This is a genomic window from Bradyrhizobium sp. 25ACV (assembly GCF_054863005.1).
Window position 1 is genome coordinate 150,751 of sequence record NZ_JAVAYO010000002.1, and the last position, 25,765, is coordinate 176,515.

20 protein-coding genes and 4 pseudogenes are annotated in these 25,765 nt (G+C 59.4%); 8 read left to right on the forward strand and 16 right to left on the reverse strand.

Annotated elements, in window-relative coordinates; translation table 11 throughout:
* Positions 1–1,160: 1,160 nt before the first annotated feature.
* The 3 genes and pseudogenes from RAD04_RS04465 to RAD04_RS04475 all read right to left on the reverse strand — a co-directional run bounded on the left by RAD04_RS04465 (position 1,161) and on the right by RAD04_RS04475 (position 3,152).
* Positions 1,161–1,451: a hypothetical protein gene (locus tag RAD04_RS04465; protein WP_461622803.1), complete on the reverse strand. Its 291-nt coding sequence runs from the start codon at positions 1,449–1,451 to the stop codon at positions 1,161–1,163.
* A gap of 320 nt (positions 1,452–1,771) precedes the next feature.
* Positions 1,772–2,753 (reverse strand): annotated as a pseudogene (locus tag RAD04_RS04470) (D-amino-acid transaminase).
* A gap of 120 nt (positions 2,754–2,873) precedes the next feature.
* A complete protein-coding gene (locus tag RAD04_RS04475; RefSeq protein ID WP_461622804.1) occupies positions 2,874–3,152 on the reverse strand; it encodes a His/Gly/Thr/Pro-type tRNA ligase C-terminal domain-containing protein in 279 nt (92 codons plus the stop codon).
* A gap of 51 nt (positions 3,153–3,203) precedes the next feature.
* Here RAD04_RS04475 and RAD04_RS04480 point away from each other — a divergent pair.
* Positions 3,204–3,813 (forward strand): annotated as a pseudogene (locus RAD04_RS04480) (IS630 transposase-related protein); the annotation flags it as partial.
* A 677-nt stretch (positions 3,814–4,490) separates the two neighbouring features.
* On the opposite strand, the gene RAD04_RS04485 reads toward RAD04_RS04480, so the two are convergent.
* Both RAD04_RS04485 and RAD04_RS04490 read right to left on the reverse strand, forming a co-directional pair.
* Complete coding sequence (locus RAD04_RS04485) at positions 4,491–5,465, reverse strand: hypothetical protein (RefSeq protein WP_461622805.1); 975 nt, start codon at positions 5,463–5,465, stop codon at positions 4,491–4,493.
* Positions 5,466–5,467: 2 nt separating this feature from the next.
* Positions 5,468–6,205 (reverse strand): DUF1353 domain-containing protein, encoded by a 738-nt coding sequence (locus RAD04_RS04490; protein ID WP_461622806.1) that lies wholly within the window; start codon positions 6,203–6,205, stop codon positions 5,468–5,470.
* Positions 6,206–6,970: 765 nt separating this feature from the next.
* On the opposite strand from RAD04_RS04490, the gene RAD04_RS04495 reads away from it, so the two are divergent.
* Positions 6,971–8,404, forward strand: a complete 1,434-nt coding sequence (locus tag RAD04_RS04495) for a hypothetical protein (protein WP_461622807.1) — start codon at positions 6,971–6,973, stop codon at positions 8,402–8,404.
* Here the strand turns inward: RAD04_RS04495 and RAD04_RS04500 are convergent.
* From RAD04_RS04500 to RAD04_RS04510, 3 genes are all read right to left on the reverse strand, one after another.
* A complete protein-coding gene (locus RAD04_RS04500) occupies positions 8,357–8,818 on the reverse strand; it encodes a hypothetical protein (RefSeq protein ID WP_461622808.1) in 462 nt (153 codons plus the stop codon). The genes RAD04_RS04495 and RAD04_RS04500 overlap by 48 nt on opposite strands.
* A 188-nt stretch (positions 8,819–9,006) precedes the next feature.
* Positions 9,007–9,903 carry a nucleotidyltransferase domain-containing protein gene (locus tag RAD04_RS04505; RefSeq protein ID WP_461622809.1) on the reverse strand — a complete coding sequence of 299 codons (897 nt, stop codon included), beginning with the start codon at positions 9,901–9,903 and terminating at the stop codon, positions 9,007–9,009.
* An 8-nt stretch (positions 9,904–9,911) separates the two neighbouring features.
* The gene (locus RAD04_RS04510) at positions 9,912–10,256 is read right to left on the reverse strand and encodes a hypothetical protein (RefSeq protein WP_461622810.1); all 345 of its coding nucleotides are present in this window, start codon (positions 10,254–10,256) and stop codon (positions 9,912–9,914) included.
* A 107-nt stretch (positions 10,257–10,363) separates the two neighbouring features.
* Here RAD04_RS04510 and RAD04_RS04515 point away from each other — a divergent pair, with 107 nt between their 5' ends.
* Positions 10,364–10,510, forward strand: coding sequence for a hypothetical protein (locus RAD04_RS04515; RefSeq protein ID WP_461622811.1), 147 nt, complete (start codon positions 10,364–10,366; stop codon positions 10,508–10,510).
* Positions 10,511–10,512: 2 nt separating this feature from the next.
* A complete protein-coding gene (locus RAD04_RS04520; RefSeq protein WP_461622812.1) occupies positions 10,513–11,874 on the forward strand; it encodes an SAVED domain-containing protein in 1,362 nt (453 codons plus the stop codon).
* A 29-nt stretch (positions 11,875–11,903) separates the two neighbouring features.
* On the opposite strand, the gene dinB is transcribed toward RAD04_RS04520, so the two are convergent.
* The 6 genes and pseudogenes from dinB to RAD04_RS04550 form a co-directional block, all read right to left on the reverse strand.
* Positions 11,904–12,992: a DNA polymerase IV gene (gene dinB, locus RAD04_RS04525; RefSeq protein WP_461622813.1), complete on the reverse strand. Its 1,089-nt coding sequence runs from the start codon at positions 12,990–12,992 to the stop codon at positions 11,904–11,906.
* A 1-nt stretch (position 12,993) separates the two neighbouring features.
* The gene (locus tag RAD04_RS04530; protein ID WP_461622814.1) at positions 12,994–13,995 is read right to left on the reverse strand and encodes a YiiX/YebB-like N1pC/P60 family cysteine hydrolase; all 1,002 of its coding nucleotides are present in this window, start codon (positions 13,993–13,995) and stop codon (positions 12,994–12,996) included.
* 2 nt (positions 13,996–13,997) lie between these two features.
* Positions 13,998–14,722 (reverse strand): annotated as a pseudogene (locus RAD04_RS04535) (SOS response-associated peptidase).
* Between the two features lie 263 nt (positions 14,723–14,985).
* A pseudogene (locus RAD04_RS04540) lies at positions 14,986–15,153 on the reverse strand (IS110 family transposase); the annotation flags it as partial.
* Positions 15,084–15,257 (reverse strand): hypothetical protein, encoded by a 174-nt coding sequence (locus tag RAD04_RS04545; RefSeq protein WP_461622815.1) that lies wholly within the window; start codon positions 15,255–15,257, stop codon positions 15,084–15,086. The gene RAD04_RS04545 and the pseudogene RAD04_RS04540, both read right to left, overlap by 70 nt.
* A 189-nt stretch (positions 15,258–15,446) precedes the next feature.
* On the reverse strand, positions 15,447–16,730 hold the full coding sequence (locus RAD04_RS04550) for a hypothetical protein (RefSeq protein ID WP_461622816.1): 1,284 nt from the start codon (positions 16,728–16,730) through the stop codon (positions 15,447–15,449).
* A gap of 355 nt (positions 16,731–17,085) precedes the next feature.
* Between RAD04_RS04550 and RAD04_RS04555 the strand changes: the two genes are divergently transcribed.
* Positions 17,086–17,466: a helix-turn-helix domain-containing protein gene (locus RAD04_RS04555; protein WP_461622817.1), complete on the forward strand. Its 381-nt coding sequence runs from the start codon at positions 17,086–17,088 to the stop codon at positions 17,464–17,466.
* Positions 17,466–18,698: a type II toxin-antitoxin system HipA family toxin gene (locus RAD04_RS04560; protein WP_461622818.1), complete on the forward strand. Its 1,233-nt coding sequence runs from the start codon at positions 17,466–17,468 to the stop codon at positions 18,696–18,698. Before RAD04_RS04555 ends, RAD04_RS04560 begins: the two co-directional genes overlap by 1 nt.
* A gap of 45 nt (positions 18,699–18,743) precedes the next feature.
* Here RAD04_RS04560 and RAD04_RS04565 read toward each other — a convergent pair whose 3' ends face one another.
* Entirely contained in the window at positions 18,744–21,302 is a 2,559-nt protein-coding gene (locus RAD04_RS04565) for a hypothetical protein (RefSeq protein ID WP_461622819.1), read from the reverse strand.
* A 9-nt stretch (positions 21,303–21,311) separates the two neighbouring features.
* Complete coding sequence (locus tag RAD04_RS04570; RefSeq protein WP_461622820.1) at positions 21,312–21,638, reverse strand: hypothetical protein; 327 nt, start codon at positions 21,636–21,638, stop codon at positions 21,312–21,314.
* Positions 21,639–22,210: 572 nt separating this feature from the next.
* Between RAD04_RS04570 and RAD04_RS04575 the strand changes: the two genes are divergently transcribed.
* Together RAD04_RS04575 and RAD04_RS04580 are read left to right on the forward strand one after the other, a co-directional pair.
* Entirely contained in the window at positions 22,211–24,562 is a 2,352-nt protein-coding gene (locus RAD04_RS04575) for a Nal1-like putative serine protease (protein WP_461622821.1), read from the forward strand.
* A 33-nt stretch (positions 24,563–24,595) separates the two neighbouring features.
* On the forward strand, positions 24,596–25,735 hold the full coding sequence (locus RAD04_RS04580) for a hypothetical protein (protein ID WP_461622822.1): 1,140 nt from the start codon (positions 24,596–24,598) through the stop codon (positions 25,733–25,735).
* Positions 25,736–25,765: the final 30 nt, after the last annotated feature.

The following is a 25,765-nucleotide window of genomic DNA, read 5'->3' on the forward strand; positions in this document are numbered from 1 at the left end:
GGCTGCCCCAAACCATCGTTTTCATCCCGTGCGATCTGGCGTCCGATGGCGCGCGCCAGGTCAAACCAGATTTCCTCATTGTCGGGATTATCCCAGCTCTGAGGGTGGGAGGGGTCAAGCGGTCGAATGATAGCCCGTTGTCCTCGGAGAGATCGGATGCGGGTACGCATTTGCAAACTCGCCAGCAGAAGCTAACGTAAATTTCCGCCCTGCGCTACAGCCGGGCGGCTGTGATTACTTGCGGCGCTTGCTTCCACCATTCGCATCTCCGATCGCTCCTGTGGCCGCCAGAACTTCTCTGCAATTTCACCACTTTTGTTGCTGCGATGATCCGATCCAGATCGTCGTTCAGCCACAGCTTCCCTCGGCCGTGGCCGCGACCCGACAGGAATCGCAGGACCACACGTGACCTTTGCCTGTGGAGCATTCATGGAAGTCTCGATCTGCGCAGTTGTGAGTCCATTCATGTTGACCGCGGCGGCGGCGAATGAAAATGAGATTCTTCAAATATCTCAATGCTCCGTATCGGGTGTTAGCGCACTCCTGCGATGGTGGTCGTAGGCGGGAGCAGACTCGCTAAGCAAAGCGGAGTAAAAATACTTGCGCGTGACGGCCGAGACCAAATAGCCCCTTCAGACTACGTTCGCAGGAGCGATGAAACCTCTCAATGACGGTCGGCAGATGTGCCGAATTTTGCCGAGTAAGAATCGGCTAGGACGGATGATCGATCGTTCGCAGCGCTGCTGCCCCTACGGATGGCGGCAGCACGATTGTGCATGGTGTCGGAACGTCGAACGATCCGGCAGATGACCACTTCGTGGATGCCCAGAGCAATCCAGCTTTGGTAAGCGCAGACTCCGGCGGCACGTATTTGAAGGTAACCGAATGCGTCGTCCCCGGATTGAAGGGGAAGACAGCAAAACATCGGAGATTTGCTGATATCCCCTTCATCGATGTCAATTTATAACAATAAGTTGACGCAATCCCACGATGGGGGAAGTCAAGCTGGTGTAAGCCATCCGACTAAACGGCGCCGCAGCCCGCGCGCCGGTGCGGCGCGGAATTCTCGTGCCAGTCGAGTCCTTGAATTTCGTTCCGAAGGGATCGCGGCGGAGCCGAACGGCGCGCCGTCGGTGACCAATCCGGTCGGCGGAGCTTGGTCAAATCCATGGCGTCGAGAGGGCATCCGCCGCATCTCCGGCGCCGAAGCGCGAAATCCCGGCCTTCTCGATGAGGGCTTCCAGTGCTTCCAGTGGATAGACGGCGTCGAGCATCGGGGCTCTACCCTGGCGGACCGACAATATCTGCTCTCTCAGCCCTGACAAAGAAAAGGCGATTCCGAAGAATTGGGCCTCCTCCGGTATCCGCAGGGTCACGTCGACGGCATTTATCCCGTCGAGGGTGACCCAGGCATGATGGAAGTGGAGGTTTCCCACCATCGCGAACGACATACGTCCCTCGTCCCGAATCCGCGACGTAGAAGCTGTTCAGGAAGCATTCCTTTTGTGTCCGCAGCCTGAAGCCTCGGACGCCGTTGGGGCTCGAACGTACGACCATGCTTCAACACGATGGTTTGCAGCCGGACGTTACCCGGCAGTTGCTGAATATCGAGGCGCAGTGCACGCTGTATCGGAGTTTCAACGAATTCGACGACTTCCATCTCTTCGATCCCATCAGGTACGAACGGCCACGAGTATGGCTGACGTTTAATCACACGGTGATCGGAAAGTGTTAAGCCGCGGCTACGCCGCCCAGCCCCCCGAGGGGTGGCCTAGACTGCCGTCGCCTTTATGTAGTCGATGTAAATCTTGCGAAGACGACTCGTCATCGGTCCGGGCTTTCCGTTCCCGATCTTCACGCCATCTATCGCCACGACCGCCTGCACAAAAATGGCCGCCGACGTGATGAATGCCTCCTTGGCAGCAAGGGCCTCGGCGACCGTGAACGCTCGTTCCTCCACCCGAAGCCGGCGTTCCTCGGCGAGCGCCAGCACCGCCTTACGCGTACAGCCGGGCAGAATCGCGTTGGAGTTCTGCCGCGTGACGATGACGTTGTCATGCGTGAGGATGAACGCAGAGGAGGAACCGCCTTCGGTGACGAACCCGTCTTCGACCATCCAGGCCTCCGCAGCGCTGGCTTCGGCCGCGGCCTGCTTCGCCAACACCTGAGCGAGTAGTGCCACGCTCTTGATGTCGCGGCGCCCAGCGGACATCGGGCACTGTAATCACGTCGACACCGCCCTTGGCGGGAGGTGTATCCACGATCTCCTTTTCGGAGACAAATATGACCAGGCTCGACTTGACGTCGGCTTTAGGGAATGGAAAGTCGCGTCCCGTATCGGCGCCACGCGTTACCTGGAGATATACAAGGCCGCTAACGAGCCTGTTGCGCGTGACCAGCTCTTTCTGGAACTCGGCGATTCGCTCTATCGTCTCTGGCAGTTTCAGCGCGATCTCGCAGACCGAACGCGCGAGCCGCGACAGATGCGAGGCGTTGTCGAGCCGCTTGCCGTCGAGTACGGCTGCACCTCGTAAAAGCCGTCCGCGAAAAGGAAGCCCCGATCGAGTATCGAGATCCTGGCTTTCGAAAGAGGGACAAAAAGGCCGTTGACGTAGGCGATCGAGTCCAAAGTAATCTCCCATCGTGTGAGGAGTCTTGTCGCGCTTAGACGAAAATCGCGAGCGACGATAGACCCACAAATCAGCATTACGACACGGAGTATGTGGAGCCATAATCAGCAACGATGGACCCATAAGTAACTTGTATTGTTGACGCCTCGGAACTTGCGGCAAGGTGCGCCGAAGCGGAGACGGGCCGGTCCCGTCTCCCCTTTCTCTCTGGAGTACCGAAACTCGGGCACTCGCAATCGGCGCCTATTGGTGGCGGGCGATGACGCCCTTAACTTCGGCGACAAGCTCGTCGATGCGAACCTCGGCTTGAGCGTCCTTCGATCCGCGCCACTCGCGATTGGAGCCGATCATCGACGACAGTTTTTTGCCCTCGATCAAATCCTTGACGATCACGGTACCCCGCTCGTGCTCGTTGCTCCCCTGAATGACGACGCAGGGAGCATTGCGCTTGTCCGCGTAGCGCATCTGCGCTTTGCCGCGCCCTCGCGTGAGAGCGACCTCACAGAACCCTCCAGATTCCAAAATCAGTTGGTTTCTGATTCACCATGCCGGCTGGGCGGGAGGCCAGCATGGATGGGTAAGCCGTACTCTCTGGATCTTCGCAAGCGCGTCGTGGCGGCAATTGAGAGCGGGATGTCCCGCAATCAGGCCGCCAAGCAGTTTGGGGTGGCGATCAGCACGGCCATCGGCTGGATGAAGCGCGTCGATGAGATCGGCAGCGTTGAGCCTGGCCAGATCGGCGGCTACAAGCCGAAGGCAATTTCGGGCGCGCTCGCGGTCTGGCTGTCGCAGCGTATCAAGGACGGCGATTTCACCATACGGGGGCTCGTTGCCGAGCTTGCTGGACGCGGCCTGAAGGTCGACTACCACTCGGTGTGGGACTTCGTGCATGCCGAGAAGCTCAGCTTCAAAAAAAAGCGTGGCGGCTGGCGAACGCGATCGTCCCGCGGTCGCGCGGCGGCGAGCCCAGTGGGCAAAGTATCAAGGTCGCATCGAAGCTGAACGGCTGGTCTTCATCGACGAGACCTGGACCAGGACGGACATGGCGCCCTTGCGGGGATGGGCGCCGCGGGGGCGCAGACTTCAAGCCAAGGTTCCCCATGGCCATTGGAAGACGATGACCTTCCTGGCGGCCCAGCGCCATGACCGGATCGACGCGCCATGGTTCAGAGCGCGGCCGCTACTACCGTCTGATTCAGGGCAGCGCGAAAATCAACAAGCGGCAACCGACGGCCCCGAATCCCTTCATCTTGCTTGCTCACCTGCGCTGGCACCGGATTGATCGAGGCGAAGCATTTCGTCGAGTACAACGGAAGGGGTGCACTCGCTGCAAGGCGTATCGGCCAAATATACGAACGAGCTGATGATAGCGAACTCGCAGGCACTTCGCGAAGCACAAGAGAAGATTAGCCGTCGGATATTCGGACTGCTTGGATTGACGCTTACAGGCCACCACGAAACGTCGCTCGTTCCGGACGGGCCAATCTCAGTTCCGCTAGCATCAGAGAGAAACTGATCGCAGTGATCCGGATAAACATTCGACGAGCTTTTGCCGGCGTTTTGCAAACGTCGAACTAATAATCTCCCGGGTTCTCTTTTTATAATCAGGCTCGTCTAACCGTAATGTAAAGAATGCAGCCGTGCTGGCGATCATGACTTGGTATCCGCACGGGGTTTCGTGTCTACGCTGTCGGTATACTGTTTCTCACACTCAATGAATGCACGCCGGGTTCTCGGTGCGCAGGATATGTTCCGCAGGTTTCGTACTGCGCGGGTTAAGCGCGTCTTGGGTCGCCCGCGCCATCGCTGGCGACGGTTTGGAAACCTCTGCTCGGGGGCGAGTACTTAAAGAGCAAATCTTCAGTCGAGGGGGATCAGCTTGAGGCCCCGCTCCTCAATTTCAGATGATAGGGGACCGGCGGACCTAGTCAGCTTGAACAGTTCGTACTCACGATCGTCGGCCGGAATATTCTGTAGATAGGCTGCTATCCGGTCCGCCGCGATTCTCACGATGTGTGCTTTAGAGTCGGAATCTCCTATACAGCGCTCGGTGTCGATATATTGCTCGCCACGTTTGATCAGATCGGATGAAATGGTCTCCCAGGGCTCAAAGATGACCCGGCGAATCGCCAAATAAGGGGCTGCCGTGCACAACAACTGTGGAAGCAGGAGTTGTCGTACGTCATGGTCTGAAAAACGTTTGAGGTCTTTAGTGCTCTCTGGTCTGGGGCAGATGGGAATATACAGTCTATAGTGATAATTCCAGATATGAAGATCTGCATCGGTCCAACCAGCCCAGCCATCTGGTTCGCGAGCAAGGAACGAAAGCCCGTGGATCACGCGGTCGGAGTACGCTGTCGCGAACTCGTAGAACTCAGGCCCCCATTGTAGGTGAGACTCCCCAACTAGGGTGCAAGCTCGCAGCGCTCGCGCTATCGCCAAGGCCTTTGCGGCAAGAAAGCTCGACAGGATTTCGTCGCGAATGTCTGCTGCGCGGGAACCGTCATCTCGTATCGCAGCGGCCGCCATCAATCGCACCCCCTGGGCAATCTCCGCTTTCGCGGCAGGTATCATCCGCTCAACAATACCACGAACGTGCTCAGCCGCATCTGTCGCAACGTGACGCGGCCAGCCGCCAGGCGCGAGGTACCCTTCAAGCACTTTGAGCCGTTGTGAAATCTCAGCAGGTAGAGATACTTCGACAAGGAGATGTTCTGCTATGTTCTCTTCGCTCCAGCGACCGAAGGGAATAAGGGTAGCAGCGAGCGTCGCCATGTCGGGCTCATACAGACTGACAAACTTAACCTGAACGGGAGGAGGAAGCTGCTTCGCCATGTTCACGATCCCTCCGCAGCGAGATTGCCGATCGCGATCCCTCGCGGCGAGTCCTTGCTTTCCGGGATAAAGAGCGCAGCGGCTTCGACGGCTTCGACCAGAGTCCGCAAAGGAAGATCTTTCTGTTCCACGATCTCCTCTAGCTTATCCAGTTGAATCGTGATTTCGGCATTCTTGTCGCCAGTGTGTCGACCGCGCGCCACCCAATCGTACGCCGACATTCCCTCTCGTCCGATGATCTTGCTCATGGCGAGCGTATTCGGATCGTGCTGAATTGAGAACAGCAGCCGATTGTCGTCCTCCAGCGGTCGGCTTGGAACGGCCGGCGGTCCGAGGCGGACATTGTCGACAACCATGTCATCCCAGCGAGGACCGGCGAAATAGACGGCGAGATACATCACTTTTGCACGGCGCGCAGAGACGCCCGAAACGAGCATAGCGCGATAGAACATGAGGTGGACCGATTGCCAGTCGGCGCTTCGAACCGCGCAGTAGTAATCATGCACCACCGACGCATCGCGGTATTTTCCTTCCCACGGTCCGTCCAAGATAGTCCATAACGCTTTGGGTATCGAGGCCCCATCCACCGTAGATCCTCGTGGTACGGGCCAATGGAGCCCGTCTGCCTCCAAAAACCCGAAATCGAGCGCAGTCCTCATACGCCGGCCGTCAGGTAGCGGCTCAAGCAATAACTTGCCGGTGTAGCGACCAAGCTCGTGATCCGATGTCGCTTTCTGCAACAGAAACTCCTTAGTGCGAAAGAGTTATTCCCGAGACAATTCGCTGGATGCTTAGGACGATCGCTGGGTTGCTCTCAGCGGCATCCTATAGTTGCGCTGCCTCATCGATCAAGTTGGTGCTTGGTTGAAATTCGCCCTTTGTTCGACGCCCCGCGGGGGAGTCGGAACGCGCCAGCGGCGCATGCTTACTGACGCCCTTCGTCCCGACACTTCCAGCACTGCCACACAAAGCGCCGCGGACATCGAAGGGCGTAGCGTAGCGGAGCACGTCGTGAAGCGACGTTGAACGCAGTAGCCGCGCCGTGTGGCAACCTTCGGTGTCTGAGCCTATAAAGGGAATTCTGTAAAAAAAGGCCGGCTCATCTGCCAACCGTTGACCGGTGACCGTCGGTGTTCACGTGCCGGGATCGACTAAAGGCGGTCTTTCGTTCGATCGCCGATCTCTCGGGACTCAACGCCCCTTGGCTTGACTAGGTGCCATGAAGATTGGCTGGACAACTGACAGTGCGATAGTTTATTCGGATTTAGCTATCACGCCTGTGCTGTTGGATTCGAGTGTGAGGAGGAGCGCCGATCGCTCGTGACTTCGTTTCCTCTATCGCTCCGCGCGCTTTCCCGTTGTGGCGGCCGCGGCGTGCGATCAAGGGACAAACCCGTGAGCCGAAATGCATTGCCTGAAATTCCGCAGAGGCGCGCGTTTCATTCGAATAGTTTACTAAGTCGTTTGCGTTGACAATCTGTGGAATAGAACCCGGGTCGCAACCAATGATTTCTCGTCGGGAGGTAGTAGCATCGATCGATCGTGCAGGCGCGCGGTTCGAATTGTGCTGGAATACGCTCAGGCGCGGAAAAATCGAAGCAAAAAACGCGAATGGGGCTGATCTTCTCGCGGTCCAGAAACGCTTGATCGACGCCCAGTGGATATTACAAGACCAGTACAAAGCAGTTACTCAAGAAAAGCAACGCTTGATAGCGCGAAAGGTAACCTATCAACCCGCGTGGTTTAGTCGTCGAATGGCTCAATTGGACGGCTATTTGAAAGCTATTACTTCGGCGATGGGGATCGGAAAGGTTATCGGCGATGGGTTTGCCTGGATATTTTACCACAATGATGTGCCGCTGATTGAGCAGCATCTCTATCGGCAGCGACAAACGCTTCTTCCGCCAGGTGTGGGTGGGATAGGCGAACGCGCTTTCGTCGAGAAGCTGCAGGGGCTCAACAGGCACCTTGTTCTTTATCATGGTATCACATCATTTCTTCGAATGGGGGATGTAAGCTTCATCAACCCTGAAACGGGTAGAGTTTCGTCAATAGGGGAGTTGAAAACAAAGAGAGTCGGCCAGGATAGGTATGAAATCACCGTGGGTTGCCTCTTTGGCCCGGGCTTCAATCCTCCGACGGGCCTTTCCGCCACCCCCACAAATGCCCCTTCGCAACGTTCGGAGCCGCTGCCCCAAAAGATCAGGGATCGGTTGAAGCGCCAAATGGGTGAGATGGCGCGCGCATTTGAGTCCTCAAAGCAGCGGGAACGGCAAATTCCCATCAATGTCGAGGGCGACATATTTTTTGATGAGCTGAACAGCGCGATTAGTGAGAGCCGCAAAGCAGGATTTGCGTATCAAAAAGCGGGCAGAAGCCATCTCATTGGAGCAGTCCGTCTTGGCGAGCGCCGGATTTCTGGTCGGCTGCTTAACGGAGCCGACGGCGGCCTGTATACGAAGGTCGATCCCGTCATAAAGCATCTGCCGAGGATCACGGACAAGGCGCTTAGTGACAATTGCGTTATTCTTTCGTCGGTAGGGTATGGTACCGACGGTCTTCCGATCGTACTCAGCGGAACGATTCCACTTTTTTGGTGGCCGATCGAGCGGCACAATCTATTTGATGTGGTCTTTGGGAAAGTTGCGGTTGTTTCAATGTACAATCCCGCACACTTCTGGGAAATGCTTCGTCAGAAAGGATTTTCCGTAGAGTTGGATGCTCGGTTCCGCCTGGTTACTGCTACCCGAAAGCGAGGAGAGCGGGTAACGCGGCTCGAAAACATGGATCACTTCAACAGGCTCTCGGGACAGTTTTTGTTGAGCGACGAGAGCATCATAACCGTTGTGGAAAGGACACTGGAATTCGCTGAAGCACAGAGCAGAGGTCGCTCATTCAAAATCGAAATGGCGCCTACCATTAGGGAAGGCTCTTGGTGATTCCCCGTCCACCCGTACGCAATCAGGGACGCGTCGCCACTGCGACACCGGACGCGCAATTTTGCTGCTCGGTTTGTGGTAGTAGCGCTCCATGACGTTCATTAGGTCGGACAGGGCGCGGAGAGCATCGGCGATTTTCTTCTTTGTCGCGGACGGAAGCGGTGTCGCTCTGCCGTCTTGTGTCGCCAACAGCAAGTCGTTGTGGGCGGATCGCCTATTCCGCCAATCTCGGCAGAACTCCGTTTTGCTGATCACGTCATCGAGATGGACGAGCAGCGTGTCTTTCAATTGCTGGTCGCTCACCAGATCGGGTAGGTTCCTGATCGTGAGATTTTGCTTCTTGCCGGTTGCGGCGTTGTCCCTGAGCCGGGCAAGGTGAGACATCTTCGTCTCGAACTGCTGGTCTTGGACCATCGGAAGAACGCCGGAGCGGCCTGATTGAGGCGCTTGATGCGTTCGTCACTGGTCGCGAATAGCGCGATAAATTCCTTCCAATACAGATGCAGCGCGGTTACTTCGCGGAGGAGCAACGAATACTGCTTCCCAAAAGTCGCGCCCATAATGTAAATGTTGCGCTGTTCGAGTTCTGTGCCGGTCATGTGTCACTTACCTCCGTTGTTCCAGAACTTCAGCGCTTCCGCCAAAAAGGTCTCGCAGGACTGAGGAGACCAACTCGTGGGCTCATTGTCGCGCAACAGCCAAAACATGTTGTTTGCGCAGACGAGGTCTTCGCGTTTCGACGCGTATATCCAGTTAAAGCAGTTCACGAAGGTTTGGACGCGGCTCTGGACGAAATTCTCGTTCGGGACGTTGTAAAGGAGACTTTCCACGTAATACGACGGGGCAAGCCCGTCTTTGATGGCGCCTTTTTCAGTCAAGCGGTTGCGGATATTCTTCCACACCCGCACGGTTGGCTTGAATCGACTATTGGTGTTCTGGTGTTTGGCGGTCAGGTTATCGGAGTGCTGCTTCGGAAAGTTTTCCACTCGAGAGCCGCCCGTCGGCCAGAAGCAGATGCCCTCCGCGTAGTCGGACGGGTTTCCGGTGTACCGGTAGTAGCGGCGGAATTGCACCGCGGGGAGAACGTCCGTGTTTCGGCGTCCGGCATTTGGCTGGATCCAGATTACCTTCTTGTCCGGCGAAGCGTCCGCGCCAAATCGCTTCTGCAAAACAGTGGTCACTTCACCGCGAAACTGATCGTAGGTGTAACCGCCTCCTCCCGTCAGGGACCGATTGAAGGCAGCAAGATCGGCGGGTGTCATCCGACTGGTGTCGTAGTAGAAGATGTCTTGCATCTTGATGACTACATCGACATCGCTGTCAGACCAGACGTTCGTGTCGTTTCCATAGGAGCCCTGCAGGAAGCTGGAGTAGCTTCGGGCTTTATAAGCGGCGTCCTTCGATTCAAGCGCTAATTTCACGGTCGCGTACGTCTGGCTCGACTGGGTGACCGAGCCGACCGACGACCACGTTTCGAGTTGTGATTCTGCCATTGCCATATCGGTCCTCAAACCAAGAACTTCTTCAAATCTTGCTCGACCTTCGCGTAGGACTCGCGCCCTCGGGTGAACAGGTCGTTGAGTTTTTTCATGTCGTGCTCGAATAGATCCGTCGCCATGTGCGGCTCCGGAAACGAGTCGTTGACGCGAATGGTGGGAACGTCCTTGAACATGATAGCGCGCAGTTGATCCATCGACTGCGTGTTGATCTCCATCACTTTCTGCATAAGCTCCACGCTCGCCGGCGCATACGTTTTCGCCCACCACATCTTGCTGAAGCGCTTCAGGGGCTTTGGCGGATACTCTTCGTTACCCGTATCGCGCGATGTGGGTACCCACCGGGTTTCATGCAACTCCTAATTCTCATCTCAAGCGAACACCACCTTACTACGGTCCTAGTTGATGTTCTGTCCTTTGTTCTCAATGAAGGATGACGCGTCGCTTTTCACGGCCCTGGTCAGTGGACCGGCTGCATCCCGATTCGTTCGTGGTGAAGGACGCCAATGGGATCATGGTGGCGACGGTGCACTGTCCCGACGACCTCCAAAAATGGTCGTTCGGTCACAGCAAGCTGACGTCGGAGGACCGCGCGCGTTCGACGACGTGACGGTGGAGTACGTGGCCGGCAAGGGCCCGCAGGACCATTATGGGGACGAAATCCTCCGCGATTACCTCCAATGCAAGTGGCACGCGACGCCCGGGCAGTTCGGCCACCTCGACCTCATCGATCCCGCGTTCTCGAACGCGCAATCCGTGTCGCTTCTCCAGCGTGCTCTTGCGGCACAGCTTCAGCACGGGCCGAACGGCATGGGCGCGCGGTTGCGGCTGGTGACGAACTGGCGGCCGCAGGCGGACGACGCGCTGTCCCGCCTGATACGCATGCACACTCATGCGCTTGATCTGGATCGGCTGTTCGACGGCACCATGCCCAGAAGCATGATGGGCAAGGTGCGCGACGCATGGTCGGGGCATCTCGGCATCGATCACGACGCGCTGCGGCTCGTGGCGCGGACCTTGGCCATCTCGCAGCGCCTGGAGTCCGGCGCCGACCTGCGCGAACGGCTGAACGACCGCTTCGCGGCGGCCGGCATGCGTCAAGTGCCGCCGTCCGAGGCCGGCTTCCTGTACGACGATCTGATCAGGAAGCTCCATGCGCAGGGCCGCAACACGTTCGACCCCGCCTCGTTTCGCGATCTCGTCGAGGACGAAAATCTTCTTGCGCCGTCATCGCCGAGGCCCAAGACGCTCGGCGTGCGCTCGTTCATGCATCCCATCGACGACATCGAGGCGCGCAGCGACGAATCGGTGAATCTCGTCCCGCATTTCGATGGGCGCTACATCCGGAACCCGGCCGACTGGAAGGCTACCGTGTTCCCCGAACTGCGGCAGTTTCTGATCCAGTCCGCGCGCGACAAGGACCAGTTCCGTCTGATCCTCGACACGCATGTGTCTCTGGCATTCGGCGTGGGCGCGATCCTCAACGTCAAGTCCGGAAAGGCCATCGAGATCGAGCAGCGAGCCGGCGGTCGTCACATCTGGTCGGCGGCGGACAAGCCGCTCGATCCTGCCTGGCCGACACTCACCACCGTCGAGGAGGCGGTCCACGCCGACGGGACGGACCTCGCGGTCGCCGTCTCGTTGACGCACAACGTGGCGCCCGCGGTCCGCCAGTACGTCCAGAAGCTCGCCGCCGTCGGCACGCTGATGACGGCAAGCCCCGTTGGCGGCCCATCCTACCAAAGCGTGCGATCGGGCAGCCACGCGGCGGCGATGGCGCTGTCCTTGTTGGGCGCGATACGCGCTTCGTCCAAGGGTGGGCCGCGCCGTGTCCATCTCTTCATCGCGGGGCCGAACGCCTTCGCATTCTTTCTGGGCCAGAGCCAAGCTGCCATCGGACCCGTTTCGATCTACGAGTGGGATTTCGATGGCCTGCGCGACGGCGACTACAGCGTGGGCCTCGAACTGCCGTAGCGCGCTTCACGACCGTCGCCTCGTTGTTCTCAGATCGGAAGGCCGAGCTGCGGCTCTTCCTGTTCGTCGCTCTGCAGCGAAGATAGCGAGACGCCCAGGAGGCGTACCGATTTGGGAAGCGGCATCTCGTTCTCCAGCAGCGCGAGCGAGAGGCGTTCGAGCTCGCTCCGGCTCGAGACCGCGACGGGCCCGGACCTGCTGCGCGTGATGATCTCGAAGTCGGCGAACTTCACCTTCAGCGTCACCGTCCGGCCACGCGTCCCCTTGTCCTCGCAATGACGCCACACCTTGTCGATCAGCGGCTGCAGCTCGGCAGCCAAGGCGTCGAAATCGGTGAGGTCGCTCGAAAACGTGGTTTCGGCGCCGATCGACTTCCGGATGCGGTTGGCGCGGAATTCCCGGTCGTCGACGCCTCTCGAAATCCAGTAGTAGAACGCACCGGCCTTGCCGAAGTTGGCCTGCATGAATTCCAGCGTCTGATTGCGCATGTCGAGGCCCGTGTGGAGCCCGAGAGAATTCATCTTCGCGCTGGTCGCCGGCGCGATGCCGTGGAACTTGCCCACGGGCAGCGCCTCGACGAACGAGGGACCCATCTCGGGCGTGATGACGTACTGGCCGTTCGGTTTCCGGTGGTCGGAGGCGAGCTTGGCCAGGAACTTGTTGTAGGAGATGCCGGCTGACGCGTTGAGACCCGTCACCTCTTTGATCCTGGCACGGATCGCCAGCGCGACGTCGCGCGCCAGCGGAATGTTCTGCAGGTTTTCGGTGACGTCGAGATAGGCCTCGTCCAGCGACAGCGGCTCGATGATCGGCGTGTGCTCTTCGAAGATCGAGCGGATCTGCTGACTGACCGCCTGGTAGACCTCGAAGCGCGGCTTCACGAAGATCAGGTCCGGACATTGCCGCTTCGCGGTGACCGACGGCATGGCCGAGCGGACACCGAACTTGCGCGCTTCGTAGCTGGCTGCGGCTACCACGCCGCGATCGCGGGATCCACCGACCGCGACCGCCTTGCCGCGGAGATCCGGATTGTCGCGCTGCTCGACCGACGCGTAGAAGGCATCCATATCCACATGGATGATCTTTCGCGGCGGGTTGATTTGATCCGTACCGCTCATGTCAGGCATCGGCCGACGGGTTTTCCTCGAGCCATCGTAGTGCGACGCGCACTCTCTGCTTGTGAAGGCGATCCAGCGTCTCGTACAGTTCCGCGAGCAGACGAAGCGTTTCGGATCCCGTCATTTTCGTCATCGTGGCGTACCCGGCGCTGTTGATTTCGTAGCGCCGCCCCTCGCCGGCATTTGCATGGGTGGTCCGGCAGTACCAAGCTACATGTTCATGGGCACTCGCCGTCGTCGCGCCGAGATGCCTCATGAGGTCGATTTCGTAGTGCCAGAGATTCTTGGCGACCTCCTTCTGCCAGACGGTCAGATAGCCGGAGGCCTCGAGAACTTTCCGAAAATGGCGGTCGTCCTCGGGATGCCGCATGATGTGGTCGTGCACGTCGTTCAACGCATGGATGTTCTTGTTCTTCTTGCGCGCGGCGGCGAGAAAATTGTTGGTGCACTCGGCGATCAGCTGCGGAATGTCCAGCCGGCCTTCCCAATGGGCTTTTTCCCCTTCCGTGGCCGGCAGCAGAATATCTTGGACTTCGGTCATCTCGGCGCTGTTGCGGAGGTCTTCGGGAGAGCAGTAGTCCGCATCCGCGACCAGCTTGATGCCGCCGGCGGCGTATGCCTGGGCGGCGAGTCGCGAACAGAACTGCCGGCGGGTCTTCGCCGTGAACTTGCCCGTGACGACCGCGGCCGCCTCGACCATCGAATATTCAGTGCCGGTCGCCGCTCTCGCGTAATCTGTGATCCTGGTGAGGATCTCGGTCGTGAACGTCCCTCTGTAGCGCAGTGCGACCACCGTCGATTCGTCGTCGAAGAACAGCCGTTGCGTGTTCGTCGAGTGGACGCCCTCGCCGGTCGAGTCGATGACGGAGCATGTCGCGACGTAGATCATGGCGTGCGAGATGTCGCTGTTGGTCCATTTGCGGACCTTCCTGCTCATCCGGTTCGGCCCGGACGTGAGGATGATGTCTCCGACTTTGAGATTTTCGTCGTTCAGCTTCTTCATCGCTATGCCGCGCCGGCGACCGGATCTTCCTTCACGCCGCGGGCGACGATCCGGAGAGTGCCGTCGGCAAGCGGCCGCTGCAATCTGAGCGCTTCGTCCGCGGGCGCGGTCATCCAGGCCTCGACCTCGTCCGGCGTCGTCAGGATCACGGGCATCGCCTTCGGGTGGACCGCCCCGACCTCGGCGTTCGGCTCGGTGGTCAGGAACGCGTAGAGGTCGTTGGTGGTCTCGCCTTCCTTGACCTTCCGCACCGAGGTCCAGTTGCTCCAGATGCCGGCGAAGCAGGCGAGAGGACGGGTCTCGTCGAGCGCGAACCAGACGTCGCCGCCCTCGGCCTTGTTGAACTCGGCGAACGAATTGAACGGCACCACGCAGCGGTGTTCCGGCCCCAGCCACCTCGCCCAGTGCTTCGACTTCACGTTTCTGATGTTGGTCGTGCCGCCGTCGGCTCCATCCGCAGAAGTTCCTTGAAGTCGACTGTCTTGCCTTTCGCCTGGAGTTTCTCGGCGCGCTTTTTGGTCGCGTCCATCTGCGCCTTCGACGAAGAAGGCATGCCCCATCGCGCCGCGGCCAGTTCGCGGCCCTCGGCGCCGGCGCGCACGATTGGCGCCTTGTAGTCGGGGAAGACGCCGGGCATCGGCGCCAGATTGCCGACGTATCGGTTGACCACCCGGAACAGCGCGCTGATCGCCGCCTGGTTCGTCGTGATCGAATACAGAATGCAGATGTGGACGGCCCCCCACTTGTCAGGATGGTAGCAGACTTTTGACCTGATCGCTTGCTATCATATGTCCGGCCTGTTTGCGCGGACAAAGTCCGCTGGCCGAGATGGTGTTCGCTACGCACGCTCCAAGCACATAGGCGACATCGATGATGCCAGTGTAATCTACGGAAGCTCGCGCGTATCGACCGATCGGTCCTTCCATCTACTGCGTCCTGCAAGTTCGTGGGCTGTCCGCCGAGCAACCTCGCTCGCGGTGCCGATTCAGATCAGATGGGCATGGCGGCTACCGGCCGGTTGTACACTCCGCCCGATATCATCAAGCGCCAAGCGATGCGGGCGAACTTGTTAGCCAAGGCGACCGCGACTAACTTCGGCGGCTTTCGCTCCAGCAGCGAAGCGAGCCACGGTGTGGGTTTATGACGACCCTTTCGGATAGCCGCACGATGAGCGGCATGATCAGCAGCAGCATCGGCAGCGGGGTGATCAGCATGCCGATCAAAAGACCGGACATGCCGAGGATGCCGATGATCGGCAGCAACGCACGCCGAGCGTCGGCGGAGTATCGGTCATGTTTGTCTGTAGCTGCAACGTTATCAGCTAGACTCAGGTCAGGTCGGCGGTTTGAGATTTGGCGCCCCGCGCGGCGCTGAGCTGGGTCTCCACCATGAGGGCCATTGCGACGAAATTCGGCGATTTGGGATGCCCGAAGGCGTGAGTGCCTAGTTGGTCACTCGGCGGCAATGGCCTGCTTCTCCATCTGTTCCATGTAGGACCTCATGCCTCCATCGAGGATTCTGTCGCGCAATCGTTCGGCGGCCGCGCGGTGACCCGGCCCTCGAATCGAATTGGAGATCGACATGATCGGAATGAAATCGGATTTCGGACGGTCGCTATAGACGCCGTCGACGTAGGTCGAATCGGTGACCGTCCCGAACAGTCCTCGCGGCACCGGGTACTTGGCCTTCGGATTGTGGAATAGGTTGGCTTCCGATCCCCACGTCTCGACCGGAGCATCCTTGTCGCCCACGATGAAGGCGAACGGCAGGCCCAGATGAGCGTTCGGGTCGTGATCGATCATGTTGCCGAAGCGGACCATCGACACCTCGTCGTCGGGATAGGGACCCGCAAGCGCCATGCGCGTAAATTTCGGCACCGTGCCTGCGTTCGTCCAGAGGACTGCCGAAACATTCTCGGATCCTTCCAGATCGAAGAAGCCGGACGGAATCTCTTTTTCCGCGTGCTTGTGGTTCTCGACGCGCTCTGTCTCGATGACCAAATTGCCTTCGCCGTCCCATGACGGGCGATGTTTCAGTCCGTACAGGTAGCGAATGACGCCGGCGTTCGAGAACGACAGCGAACCATGTTCGTGGAAGGTCTGGATCGCCAGTATGAACGGCCGTCCCGCGACATGCGGCAATTCCCAGTAGGCCTTGCCACCTGCCTTCTTGTCCAGGCGATGTTGCATCTTGGCGCGGAGCGCGCCAGCGATCCGGATCGGGAGTTGGTTTTCCTGCCGATCGCGGATTCCGGCGAGGTCGACGTCTTGTTCGTTCGTGCTGCGATATGCGCGCAATCCCGCGTCGTTTCCGCTTGGGTTCGCCGTGGTGCACTCGATCGAAATCTGAACGCCGTCCTTCGACGCCGTAAAATCGGGCTGGGGCTCGCTTCCGACCGGTTCGAATTTTTCCGCATGCAAGAGTTCGCTTACGTACAGCTCGAACGTCCGTGTGTTGAAGCCGGTCGTCTGGAACTGCTCGATGAAGTTGCCGTCGCGCTCCACCAGGCGGGCGAATGCGTCGTTCATGATCTTGCGCGTGGATTTGCTCCACGGCGACGAGCTCAGCACCTCGAACGAGGGATGAAGCAGCTTCTTCGGCTTCTTGGTGGCAAACAGACTGCGCGCGCTGGACATTCGGCATCCTTCGGCGGCCGCGGACATGGAGATGTTTGGGGGCCGTGCGTATCTGCGAAGATCTTGGCGAATCCTTGTCAGTATGCGGCCAACCTGCACGGTCCAGAACCTTGCTCTGGTCCTCCCGGACCGATCGACGCCTCTCCCTCGTTCCGGTCCGCTTGCTCGGTGCGAACCGGGGAGCGCCCTACAGGAGGCTCTTCGGACCGGCGTGATGGATCATCTCGTCGGAGAGTACGACCGTCCCAGCGCTCGGGATTCTGCCGGGAGGGTCCGGAGTCACGTTTGACCGGAATCGTCGCCCCAAGGGTCATTTCCGCCGACACGAGCTGGTTCCGTGGCTTAAAAAGACCGGTTCCAGGTCGAATCTGAGCGAAATGAACCTATTGTCTGATTCAGTAATCAGTCATATATGGCGCATACGATATTCTTCTTCGTCAGATATGGTTAGATCATGAGCTCGCCGAAATCAGGTACCGCGCTCGAGCGCCTTGGCCACGACCTCCGGTCGGCTCGCCTGAGCCGTCGTGTGGCCGTGGCCGATCTGGCTGCGCGCGCGGGTACGTCGCCTAGCACCATCGCGCGTCTGGAACGAGGCGACCCGGGAGTCGCGGTCGGCACGCTCGCGGACGTGCTCGTCTCTCTCGGACTCATCGAGAAATTGGCAGACCTCGTCGACATCCGAAAGGACGATCTGGGTTTGGCGCTGACCTCGGAGCGGTTGCCGCAGCGTGGTCGCTCGTACGCGTCCACGCTGCGCAGGCAGGAGAAGCAAGAGAACAAGGCCGGGAAGGACGAACCGGACGACGTTGATCCGAACGGCGTGGCCTTCTGATGACCGAATACTATGCCCGCGTCGCGCTTGGAGAAGGCTTGACCCCCGTCGGTGAGCTGCGTTTCACGCAGACCGGGCCTCGTCAGTTTTCGATCTTCAGCTACGATCCGGCCTGGGCGAAGGATCCTCGCGCCTTCGCCTTGCAGCCGAACATGCCCTTCGACGCCGGGCCGTTTCATGCGTCGGCGCAATCTGGCAATGCCCGCGAGGCGCTCGCCGGCGTCTTCTCCGATGCCGCACCCGATAGCTGGGGACGCAGACTGCTGGAACGTGCCTACGGCAACGGTCTGACCGAATTCGAATACCTCACGCTGTCCGACGATGCATGCCGGCAAGGCGCGCTGCGCTTCATCGACGCCCAGGGAAAGATCATCACCGGCAAGGCCAACGAAGCGGTACCGCGCCTCCTCGATCTAGAGGCGATCACAACGATCGCCCGGGCCTACGAACAGGGCAAGGAGATATCGCCCGAGGACATGCAGGCACTTGCCGGTGCCGGCGGCTCGGGCGGCGCTCGGCCCAAAGCCAACGTTCGTGACGGCGACGTTCTCTGGCTCGCCAAGTTCACTTCCGTCCATGATCAGCACCCGATCGAACAGGTGGAGGTTGCGACGCTGAACCTCGCGCGGATGTGCGGCATTCGCATTCCAGAGGTCAGACTGGAGCTTGCCGAAACGAAGTTTCCCGTTGCGCTGGTTCAGCGCTTCGATCGGCGCGGCCGCGCCCGCATTCCCTACATCTCCGCTAGAACGGCGCTTGGGAAAACGGGCGCGGAGCTCGGTTCGTATACGGAGATCGTCGATTTCATGCGGACGGCGGCTCCGGATCCGAAAGTCGATTTCGAAGAGCTCTATCGACGGATGATCTTCACCATTCTTGTGTCGAACAAGGACGATCACCTGAAGAACCACGGCTTCCTGTATGTCGGTTCGGGACGCTGGCGTCTCTCGCCGATGTTCGACGTGAACCCGGCGCCGGATCGCAATCCACATCTCGAGACGGCGATCATGGAAGGCGGCACTCACGACCGGTCGATCAAGCTCGCCCTGGAGGCCTGCGAGTTCTTCGAAATCACCGAAGCCGACGCGCGGAAAATCATCCGGGCTACGGCTCAGCGCGTATCCGATGGATGGCGCGAGACGTTCCGATGGGCGGGGGTCATCGGCGCCCCGTCGCGCGACTACGAAGCCGCCTTCGTCCACGATCAGAGCGAAATAGCCCTTGGTCTCTAATCAGTTATATATGATGTATTGCATCAATTAATAAGTCACATCTGACTAGTTAAGGATGCCCATTGCAACGACCTTTGCCACCGCCACCCGCATTTCGGGAGCTGACTCGGTTTTCCAAATCTGCAGAAGATCGGCGATGATCCGCGCCCGATCCTGGCTTCTCGCGACGACATCCGCTGCGACTTCGATTTCAAGACTTCTCCGTTGTCCATCGCCGGTACAGCCCTGCAGACGTCGGTAAACGCCTTCCGCGGACGTCGAGCCGGCACCGTACCATCGCACGGCGAGGCCCCGTAGGACTTCCGGTCTGTCTTTCAGGTCGGGGCGGCTTTGCGCAACGTTGGCGAGCTGCTCGACCCGATCGACGGGCAGATCGTAGTGTTGGACATATCGTCCGAGAGCGACCGCGGAAGCATCATTGTTGGCGTCGATGACGGTCTCCCCCCAGTAGTTCACTGATTCAGGCTGGAATCTCGATTTAGGCGACAAACGGGCGAACAAAACGCCGAGTTGTGCTGAATTGAGAGGGCGGTAAGCCGACGCGCAACCTAGCGCTGCCGCGTAGTCGGACATCGTTCGTTGACTTTCGGTGTTCGCATCGAGCCACTTGCCGAGCCTATCCCGGCGAGGCGGATCCGCAGGGCCCGCCGAGCAGGCAAGAAGATGGGCCGCCAAGAGTTCGCTGAAATCGAACTCAGCGCTTTGCTTGCCGAGCTTCGCTTCCAGCAGAGCCTGCACCTCGTCCGGATAGCCGCGGATCTCGCCGATGCCACGCAACAGGTTTTGCGGAGGCTGATCGACATCTAGCCCTTCATTGGACGAGTCGATCCATTTCGCCAGGCGGACGACCGAGTCGCGATCGAGTTCTCGAATGCGTCCCAAGAACTGCAGCGCTTCGCCGGCGAGGATTGGTCGCCGCGGTTGTTTGCTTGGATCGTACATGAAGAGAATGCGCCAGAGTTCCGTTTCGGCGCTCCGACTCTCTTCCGCCGAACCGGTCACGGCACTGAGAAAGAGCCTGTGCACGGCGCACCAACCGTCGTCTTTGGTCACAAGATGAGGTTTTAGGGCGACGACGAACTCCGGTCGCTTGTCGGCTGCGCCTACGATCCGGAGCGCCTCTTTCGCGAACGTATCGAATTCTTTGCGTAGGACGTCGAACTCTTTGGTATTTGCCGCACGGTACGCGGCCAGACGCATGAGATCCGCCAATCGCGCGCTTCGCTTCCCGGGGTCGTGCGACGCAGTTAATGCCGCCCAGGATGCTTCGGCGGCAAAAGCGTCCGAATTAGGAGAAAGGTACGAGAGGTTGACGATGCCGGTATCGTCGCAGGCAATGTCGATTTTTAGCTCGCGGGCATAGACCTGCATCCCGACGGCAGCGACGTCGACCTTCTCAAGCGCGGCGACGAACATGGTCTCGAGCAGCGGAGGGCCGGCGCTGTCGGGATCGAACTTAGGCTTGGCGCCACGGGCGAACGCCGAAACAGATTGTTGCTCAAGATAGTTGAGCATCGGCTCGAGCGGCGACAGCCAAGTGCGCAAGCCGTCATCGTCGAGGTGAGTGCGGAAGCCGAGTATCTTGGCTTCCGCTAGTTTCCGCGCTCCTTCGTCGTTCAGTCGATCGATCTGAGCAAGTCGGATGCCCGTGTCGATGGGGCCGACATGTATCGGCTGTAGATCGAAGGTCTGCTTCAAGCCGGGACGGACGACGATCGACCCAGTGGGCGAAACGGCCAGGTGATATACGAGGGCGTCCAGTCCGGCGAGGATCGCGACCAGCACGACCGCGGCGGCGACAAGAAACCTCTTGACCCCCGATCGAATAGCCTCCGAAACGCTGAGGGGACGTCCCAGCGAGCGACCGAAAACCGTCGGAAGCCTTATCTCCTGGGTGGCCATGCCGGCGGTCACCGGCTCCTGAACCGCGCCATCTTTTCTCGATGACGCGAGGAGCGGTACCTGCTCTCGAAGTGCCGGAAAAAGGGCACGTTCGACGTCGACGTGTCCGCTGGGGTCTGCGACGGCGGAGCCGACGGAAAGCGATCGGATGAGCACGTCGGAAAATACCGATCGCTTAAGGCTGGCGTCTTCCCACGACCTTTGGTCTGCTCGGGCGGAAGCGATCGCAAAGCGTGCGCTCGAATCCTGCAGATACCGGAAGAAGCCGCATCCGCCGATCAAAGCTTCTGCGAAACAGCAGTCGACGACCAGGAGCGTGTTCGGCGCGTCTACGATGCGCAGAAGTTCGTCAATCCGGGGGCCTGTGAGACTAGGCACGCCCGGCTCGGCATCGACAAGACAGAACCAGCCGCCTGTGGCGGTGGCTCCCGCCTCTCCATGGCCAGACAGATACAGCATGAAGAGGTCCGGGCGGCCGGCGGCCGCTATCTGGGTCGCTGCCGCGCGGACGCGGTCCCAATCCGCCTCGCCGTCGACCAAAAGCCGATGGCGGGCGTCATTATCGTCGAGATCGTCGGCACCCTTCGCGTAGAGCGAGAACGCACGTGCATCGTCCTGCGCGAAGTGCAGGCGCATGTCGCTCTTGGCGTACTCCTCGTGGAGGTACTGCCCGATTCCGACAGAGATGGACGTCGTGCGCAACTCCGTTGCTCACCACTTGAAGAAATCGATTAGGTCCCTGCGGACGCCCTTCGCTCCTGCAGGTTCGGCGATCGTGGTGGTGAGTTTCTGAAGGATGAGCGGCGCTGACAGGCCGACGTGGAGCGCGACGATGCCTTCGGCCTTGGATCCGAAATAGAGGACTGCCAATCCTCCGCCCACGAGCGCCATCACGACCGACGCGATCCAATACTGGGCGCTTTTCGCGTAATCGGGCATTCTCCCGTCCTTGCGTATCGCGTACCAGTGGACGAGCTCTATGAATATGCCGCCGAAGAATCCGACGAGAAAGACCTGTAAACCGGAATTGAGTGTCATTGTGCACCTCCCTACCGTCAAGCTTGCAGCGGAACACACGTCCATTCAAGTTGTATCTTGACGCGCCTGCACCTCATGAATCGTGACGGCATGCGCTCAATTTGCGTGTTCAATCGGGGGCCATATTCAAGAGCTTCGTCGCAGCCATCTAATCCGCGGAGATAGGCAAGAAACGGACGACCGCCGCTGTTTCCGTCGCGAGAAGCTTCCTTTGGATCCGGCCGCGACATTTCTTGGAGATCGGAAAAAGTCTTACATGCTGCGAGCAGGATTGCCTCGCGGTTTCCAAATCTGCCGGCTTGCCAAGCCTCTAGGATTTCGGTCGATGACGCGGTCTCGGTTTTCCTATTCAAGATCGCAATCTCCTTGGTGGGGTGCGCCAGGACGCGGCATTTGAGGCGATGAGATCGAATTCTCCTCGATGCACTTTGACAGCACTGGCCGTTTCCGCCATACATACTGAGATTGCCGACTAAAATTGATACTACCGGTCGTGGGGGCGCTTGACCGGCGACGTGATCGATCGACTGACATCGCGTTATGGCTGCCGACGAGGCAGTGCAGGGGGCCGCATGACCGACTATCTTTCCCGAGACGACGACTTCGCAATGCTCTCGATTGCCGATCTTCTGAAGGCGCGGGACGAATTTCACCTTCACTTGGTTCACAAGGCCAACGTCGTCGGCACCGCCGTCGGTAGATATCGGATTCGAAAGTCCGATCCTTTGCCCGGTAAGGGCGGTGAAGAGCCTGGCGCGAAAGGCGTCCGTACGCTCGAGAACTCGGAGGTCCGATACTACTCCTGGCCTGCCATCCTCGTCTTCGTCCGCGAATGGCTCGACGACCATCACTTCGCCCCGGGCGGCAGCGTCAAGCCGGCGGATTTCATTCCGCCCGCCGTCTACATGTCCGACGGCCGCAAGGCGCCCATATGCATCATCAAGGCCGAACTCGACGACGTCCGGCACCAATGGGAGGCGAACTACACTTTTCCGACCAATCTGGTCGGAGGGGGGTACCCCCTTCTGGTCGATGTGCAGGGCCAGGAGCACGTCTCTTCGGTCGGCTGCCTCGTCAGCGATGGTCACAAGACCTACGCGTTGACGAACCGGCACGTCGCCGGGGACCCGGGAACACCGATCTATACCGTTATCGGCGGCAACAAGGTGGAAGTCGGTGTGGCTTCGACCAAATCGCTGTCCCGCGAACTCTTCCCGACACTCTACGAGGGCTGGCCGGGCAAGAACGTCTATGTCGATCTCGATGCCGCCCTGGTGGACGTTCACGACGTAAATCGCTGGACGACGCAGGTCTACGGCATCGGTCAGATCGGAAAGCTGGCGGATCTGGCCACAGACAACCTGTCGCTTAAGCTGATCGGCTGCCCGGTCAAAGCCTTCGGGGCGGCCTCGCGCGAGATGCATGGCGAAATCGCTGCGCTATTCTATCGCTTCAAGTCGGTCGGCGGCTTCGAAATCGTATCGGATTTCCTGATCGGGCCTCGCGGGCTTTCCACGTCGCTCGGTACGCACCCTGGAGATTCCGGGACCGTCTGGCTGATCGAAATCGATCCCGGTAAGCCGCCCTTGCCTCTGGCTTTGCAGTGGGGAGGGCAAGTGTTCATCGATGGCGCAAACGCCTCCGGCAGCTCTTACGCTCTGGCCACCTCTCTGAGCAACGTATGCGCTCGTCTCGACGTCGACCTCATTCGAGACTGGAATGCCGATCAGCCTGATTATTGGGGAACGGTCGGACACTACGGGATCGCGAACATGGCGATCGGACATCTTTCAGACGGGCATCTCGCCAAGCTCATGAAGGCGAACCTCAAGCGGATCACATTCGATATCGACGCCGTAACTAAGAAGGCGACTTCGGGCCTAAGCAAGAAAGATTTTGTGCCACTCGCGGACGTGCCGGACTTGGTCTGGAAAATCGGTCCCTATAAGCGCGGCGGACCGAAAGCTCCCGAGCATGCGAACCACTTCGCGGACATGGACCGCAAGCTCAAGAAGCCGCTGCCGGAGGGGGCGACGCTCCTAGATATCTGCGATAAGCCGGCCAAGCTCGACGTAGCTATTTGGCAACGCTACTACGATGCGGTCAAGAAAGAGCATCCGACGCTCGACGAAAGCCGCGGTCTTCTCCCGTTCCGGTGCTGGCAGATCTTCGACGCGATGGTCTACTATGTGAAGCAGGGTGATGCTGAACGCTTCGTATGCGCGGCCGGAATCCTGTCGCACTACGTCGGGGACGCCTGCCAGCCGTTGCACATATCGTATCTTTTCAACGGAGATCCGGATCGCGCCAAGAAGGGCAAGGTCCGCGATCGCTCGACCGGAGAAATGGTCGACGGAATGATCTCCTACGGCGCCGGGGTCCATGGAGCGTACGAAGACGACATGCTCGACTACCACGTCGATAAGCTGTGGCCGGCGGTGGGAAGCGCGCTCCAGAAGGTGTCGGCCGGAAAGCTTCCGCCGAACGGCAAGGCGGCCGGCTGGGAAGTCGTGACGCTAATGCAGAAGACGTTCGCCAAGATCAAGCCGATGGACATCGTCGAACTCTTCAAGGCGAACGAGGGTGAGAAGCCCAAGGATATGGCGCAAATTCTGTGGGACAAGTTCGGCACGAAGACCGAAGGGGGCATCGCGGACGGATCGGATTGCTTAGCGCGGTTGTGGCAAGGAGCGTGGAACGCCGGCGGCGGCGACCGGACCATCAAGACGCTCGGAGAGATTTCAGAAGACACGCTCGCCGCGATCTACCAGCCGTCCAGCTTCCTACAGTCGGAGCCATTGAACACCATCAAACCGGTGCTCGATACCGGCAATGGCGGCGCCGACGGCAGCGTAGTTCACGACACGAAGGCGCATGCGACGAAAACGCCGCGGAAGAAGAGGGCCTCGAACGCGCGCGGGTAGGAAAGAGATCTGGCTGGGCTGTACCGCCGGATAATGCCGGAGGAATACCGGTTGTTCGCGGCGGGCGCGGAGATGGGGGAAAGCTTGTTGAGGTCGCTGTTGTGCACCGTTTCGGTCGCGTTGTTTGCGGCCGGATGTACGATTCATCCGTTGCCTGACGACGTCCTTGGCGGGGTGACAACCGCGCAGATCGTCAAACGCATTCGTTGCGAGACGAGACAGACGGCGATCGAGGCACTCATGTCGTATCTGCAATCGCTCGCGGAGGATCGTCCCAATGATCCCGGCGATCCGACCGCCAAAGCTCTGGTGAAGCGATACACGGAAGATCCAAGCGCGATCCATGAATTCAGCCCCGAGATGTTCAAAGGGGCCGACAACGAGTTGAGACGCAACGTTCTCAAGGTCTTTTACGCCATCGGCATCGCGTACAACTTCGATCTCACGATGACCGAAGAGAACAATCTTTCCGCCGGCGCCGCGAACCTGCAGCAGGGTTCCGCGAATGCACTCTTAAAACTGGGCGTCGGCGGAAGTTTCACGCGTAAACGGAGCAACGACAGGTCCTTCACTGTCACGGACACGTTCGAAGACTTATTGACGCGTTTCAGCGCCACGCGGCACAAGAATGGACACTTCGATTGCGACAACTTCCTCGTCGAGGAGAACCACGTCTACCCGATCGCCGGCCGGATCGGCATCGACAGGATGGTCTACGATTACCTCGATCTGACGATCTTCGGCATGCTGAGCGGCCCAAAGGACAAGCCAGCCGCACCGCCGACGTTGGCTGACCATCTGACGTTCATCACCACGCTGGACGCATCGGCTACGCCGAAGGTTACTTTCACGCCGACGGGCACGGCGTTCCAATTGGTCGATGCCGGTATCACCGGCGAGATTAGTCGGACCGATCAGCACGAGGTGACGGTCGGATTGGCGCTGCCGCCGACCGCGACGGTCTACCTGAACAGCGTCCGATCGTACCTTTTCGCGCCCGTGCCTTCGGCGGTGGCCGTTAAGAGAGCGGCCAATCCGGCCAAGAAGCCGACCGAGACTGCGCTCTTCCTCGGTACTCGCGTCACTGGCGGCGGCTCGCCGGCCGAGACGCTGGCCGTCTACGCAGTCGACCAGCTCAAGAGTAAACAGGTTACGTTCCAGCCGGCACTTTAAACAAAGGAGGGATGCACGATGGCAAAGAAG

What these genes read in the sequence shown, in the direction of transcription:
- RAD04_RS04465 (WP_461622803.1), bottom strand. Translation starts at nt 1,451, where the DNA reads ATGTCGTTCGCGATGGTGGGAAACCTCCACTTCCATCATGCCTGGGTC.
- RAD04_RS04485 (WP_461622805.1), bottom strand. Translation starts at nt 5,465, where the DNA reads ATGGCGAAGCAGCTTCCTCCTCCCGTTCAGGTTAAGTTTGTCAGTCTG.
- RAD04_RS04495 (WP_461622807.1), top strand. Translation starts at nt 6,971, where the DNA reads ATGATTTCTCGTCGGGAGGTAGTAGCATCGATCGATCGTGCAGGCGCG.
- RAD04_RS04500 (WP_461622808.1), bottom strand. Translation starts at nt 8,818, where the DNA reads ATGGTCCAAGACCAGCAGTTCGAGACGAAGATGTCTCACCTTGCCCGG.
- RAD04_RS04505 (WP_461622809.1), bottom strand. Translation starts at nt 9,903, where the DNA reads ATGGCAATGGCAGAATCACAACTCGAAACGTGGTCGTCGGTCGGCTCG.
- dinB (WP_461622813.1), bottom strand. Translation starts at nt 12,992, where the DNA reads ATGAGCGGTACGGATCAAATCAACCCGCCGCGAAAGATCATCCATGTG.
- RAD04_RS04530 (WP_461622814.1), bottom strand. Translation starts at nt 13,995, where the DNA reads ATGAAGAAGCTGAACGACGAAAATCTCAAAGTCGGAGACATCATCCTC.
- RAD04_RS04555 (WP_461622817.1), top strand. Translation starts at nt 17,086, where the DNA reads ATGAGCTCGCCGAAATCAGGTACCGCGCTCGAGCGCCTTGGCCACGAC.
- RAD04_RS04560 (WP_461622818.1), top strand. Translation starts at nt 17,466, where the DNA reads ATGACCGAATACTATGCCCGCGTCGCGCTTGGAGAAGGCTTGACCCCC.
- RAD04_RS04570 (WP_461622820.1), bottom strand. Translation starts at nt 21,638, where the DNA reads ATGACACTCAATTCCGGTTTACAGGTCTTTCTCGTCGGATTCTTCGGC.
- RAD04_RS04575 (WP_461622821.1), top strand. Translation starts at nt 22,211, where the DNA reads ATGACCGACTATCTTTCCCGAGACGACGACTTCGCAATGCTCTCGATT.
- RAD04_RS04580 (WP_461622822.1), top strand. Translation starts at nt 24,596, where the DNA reads ATGCCGGAGGAATACCGGTTGTTCGCGGCGGGCGCGGAGATGGGGGAA.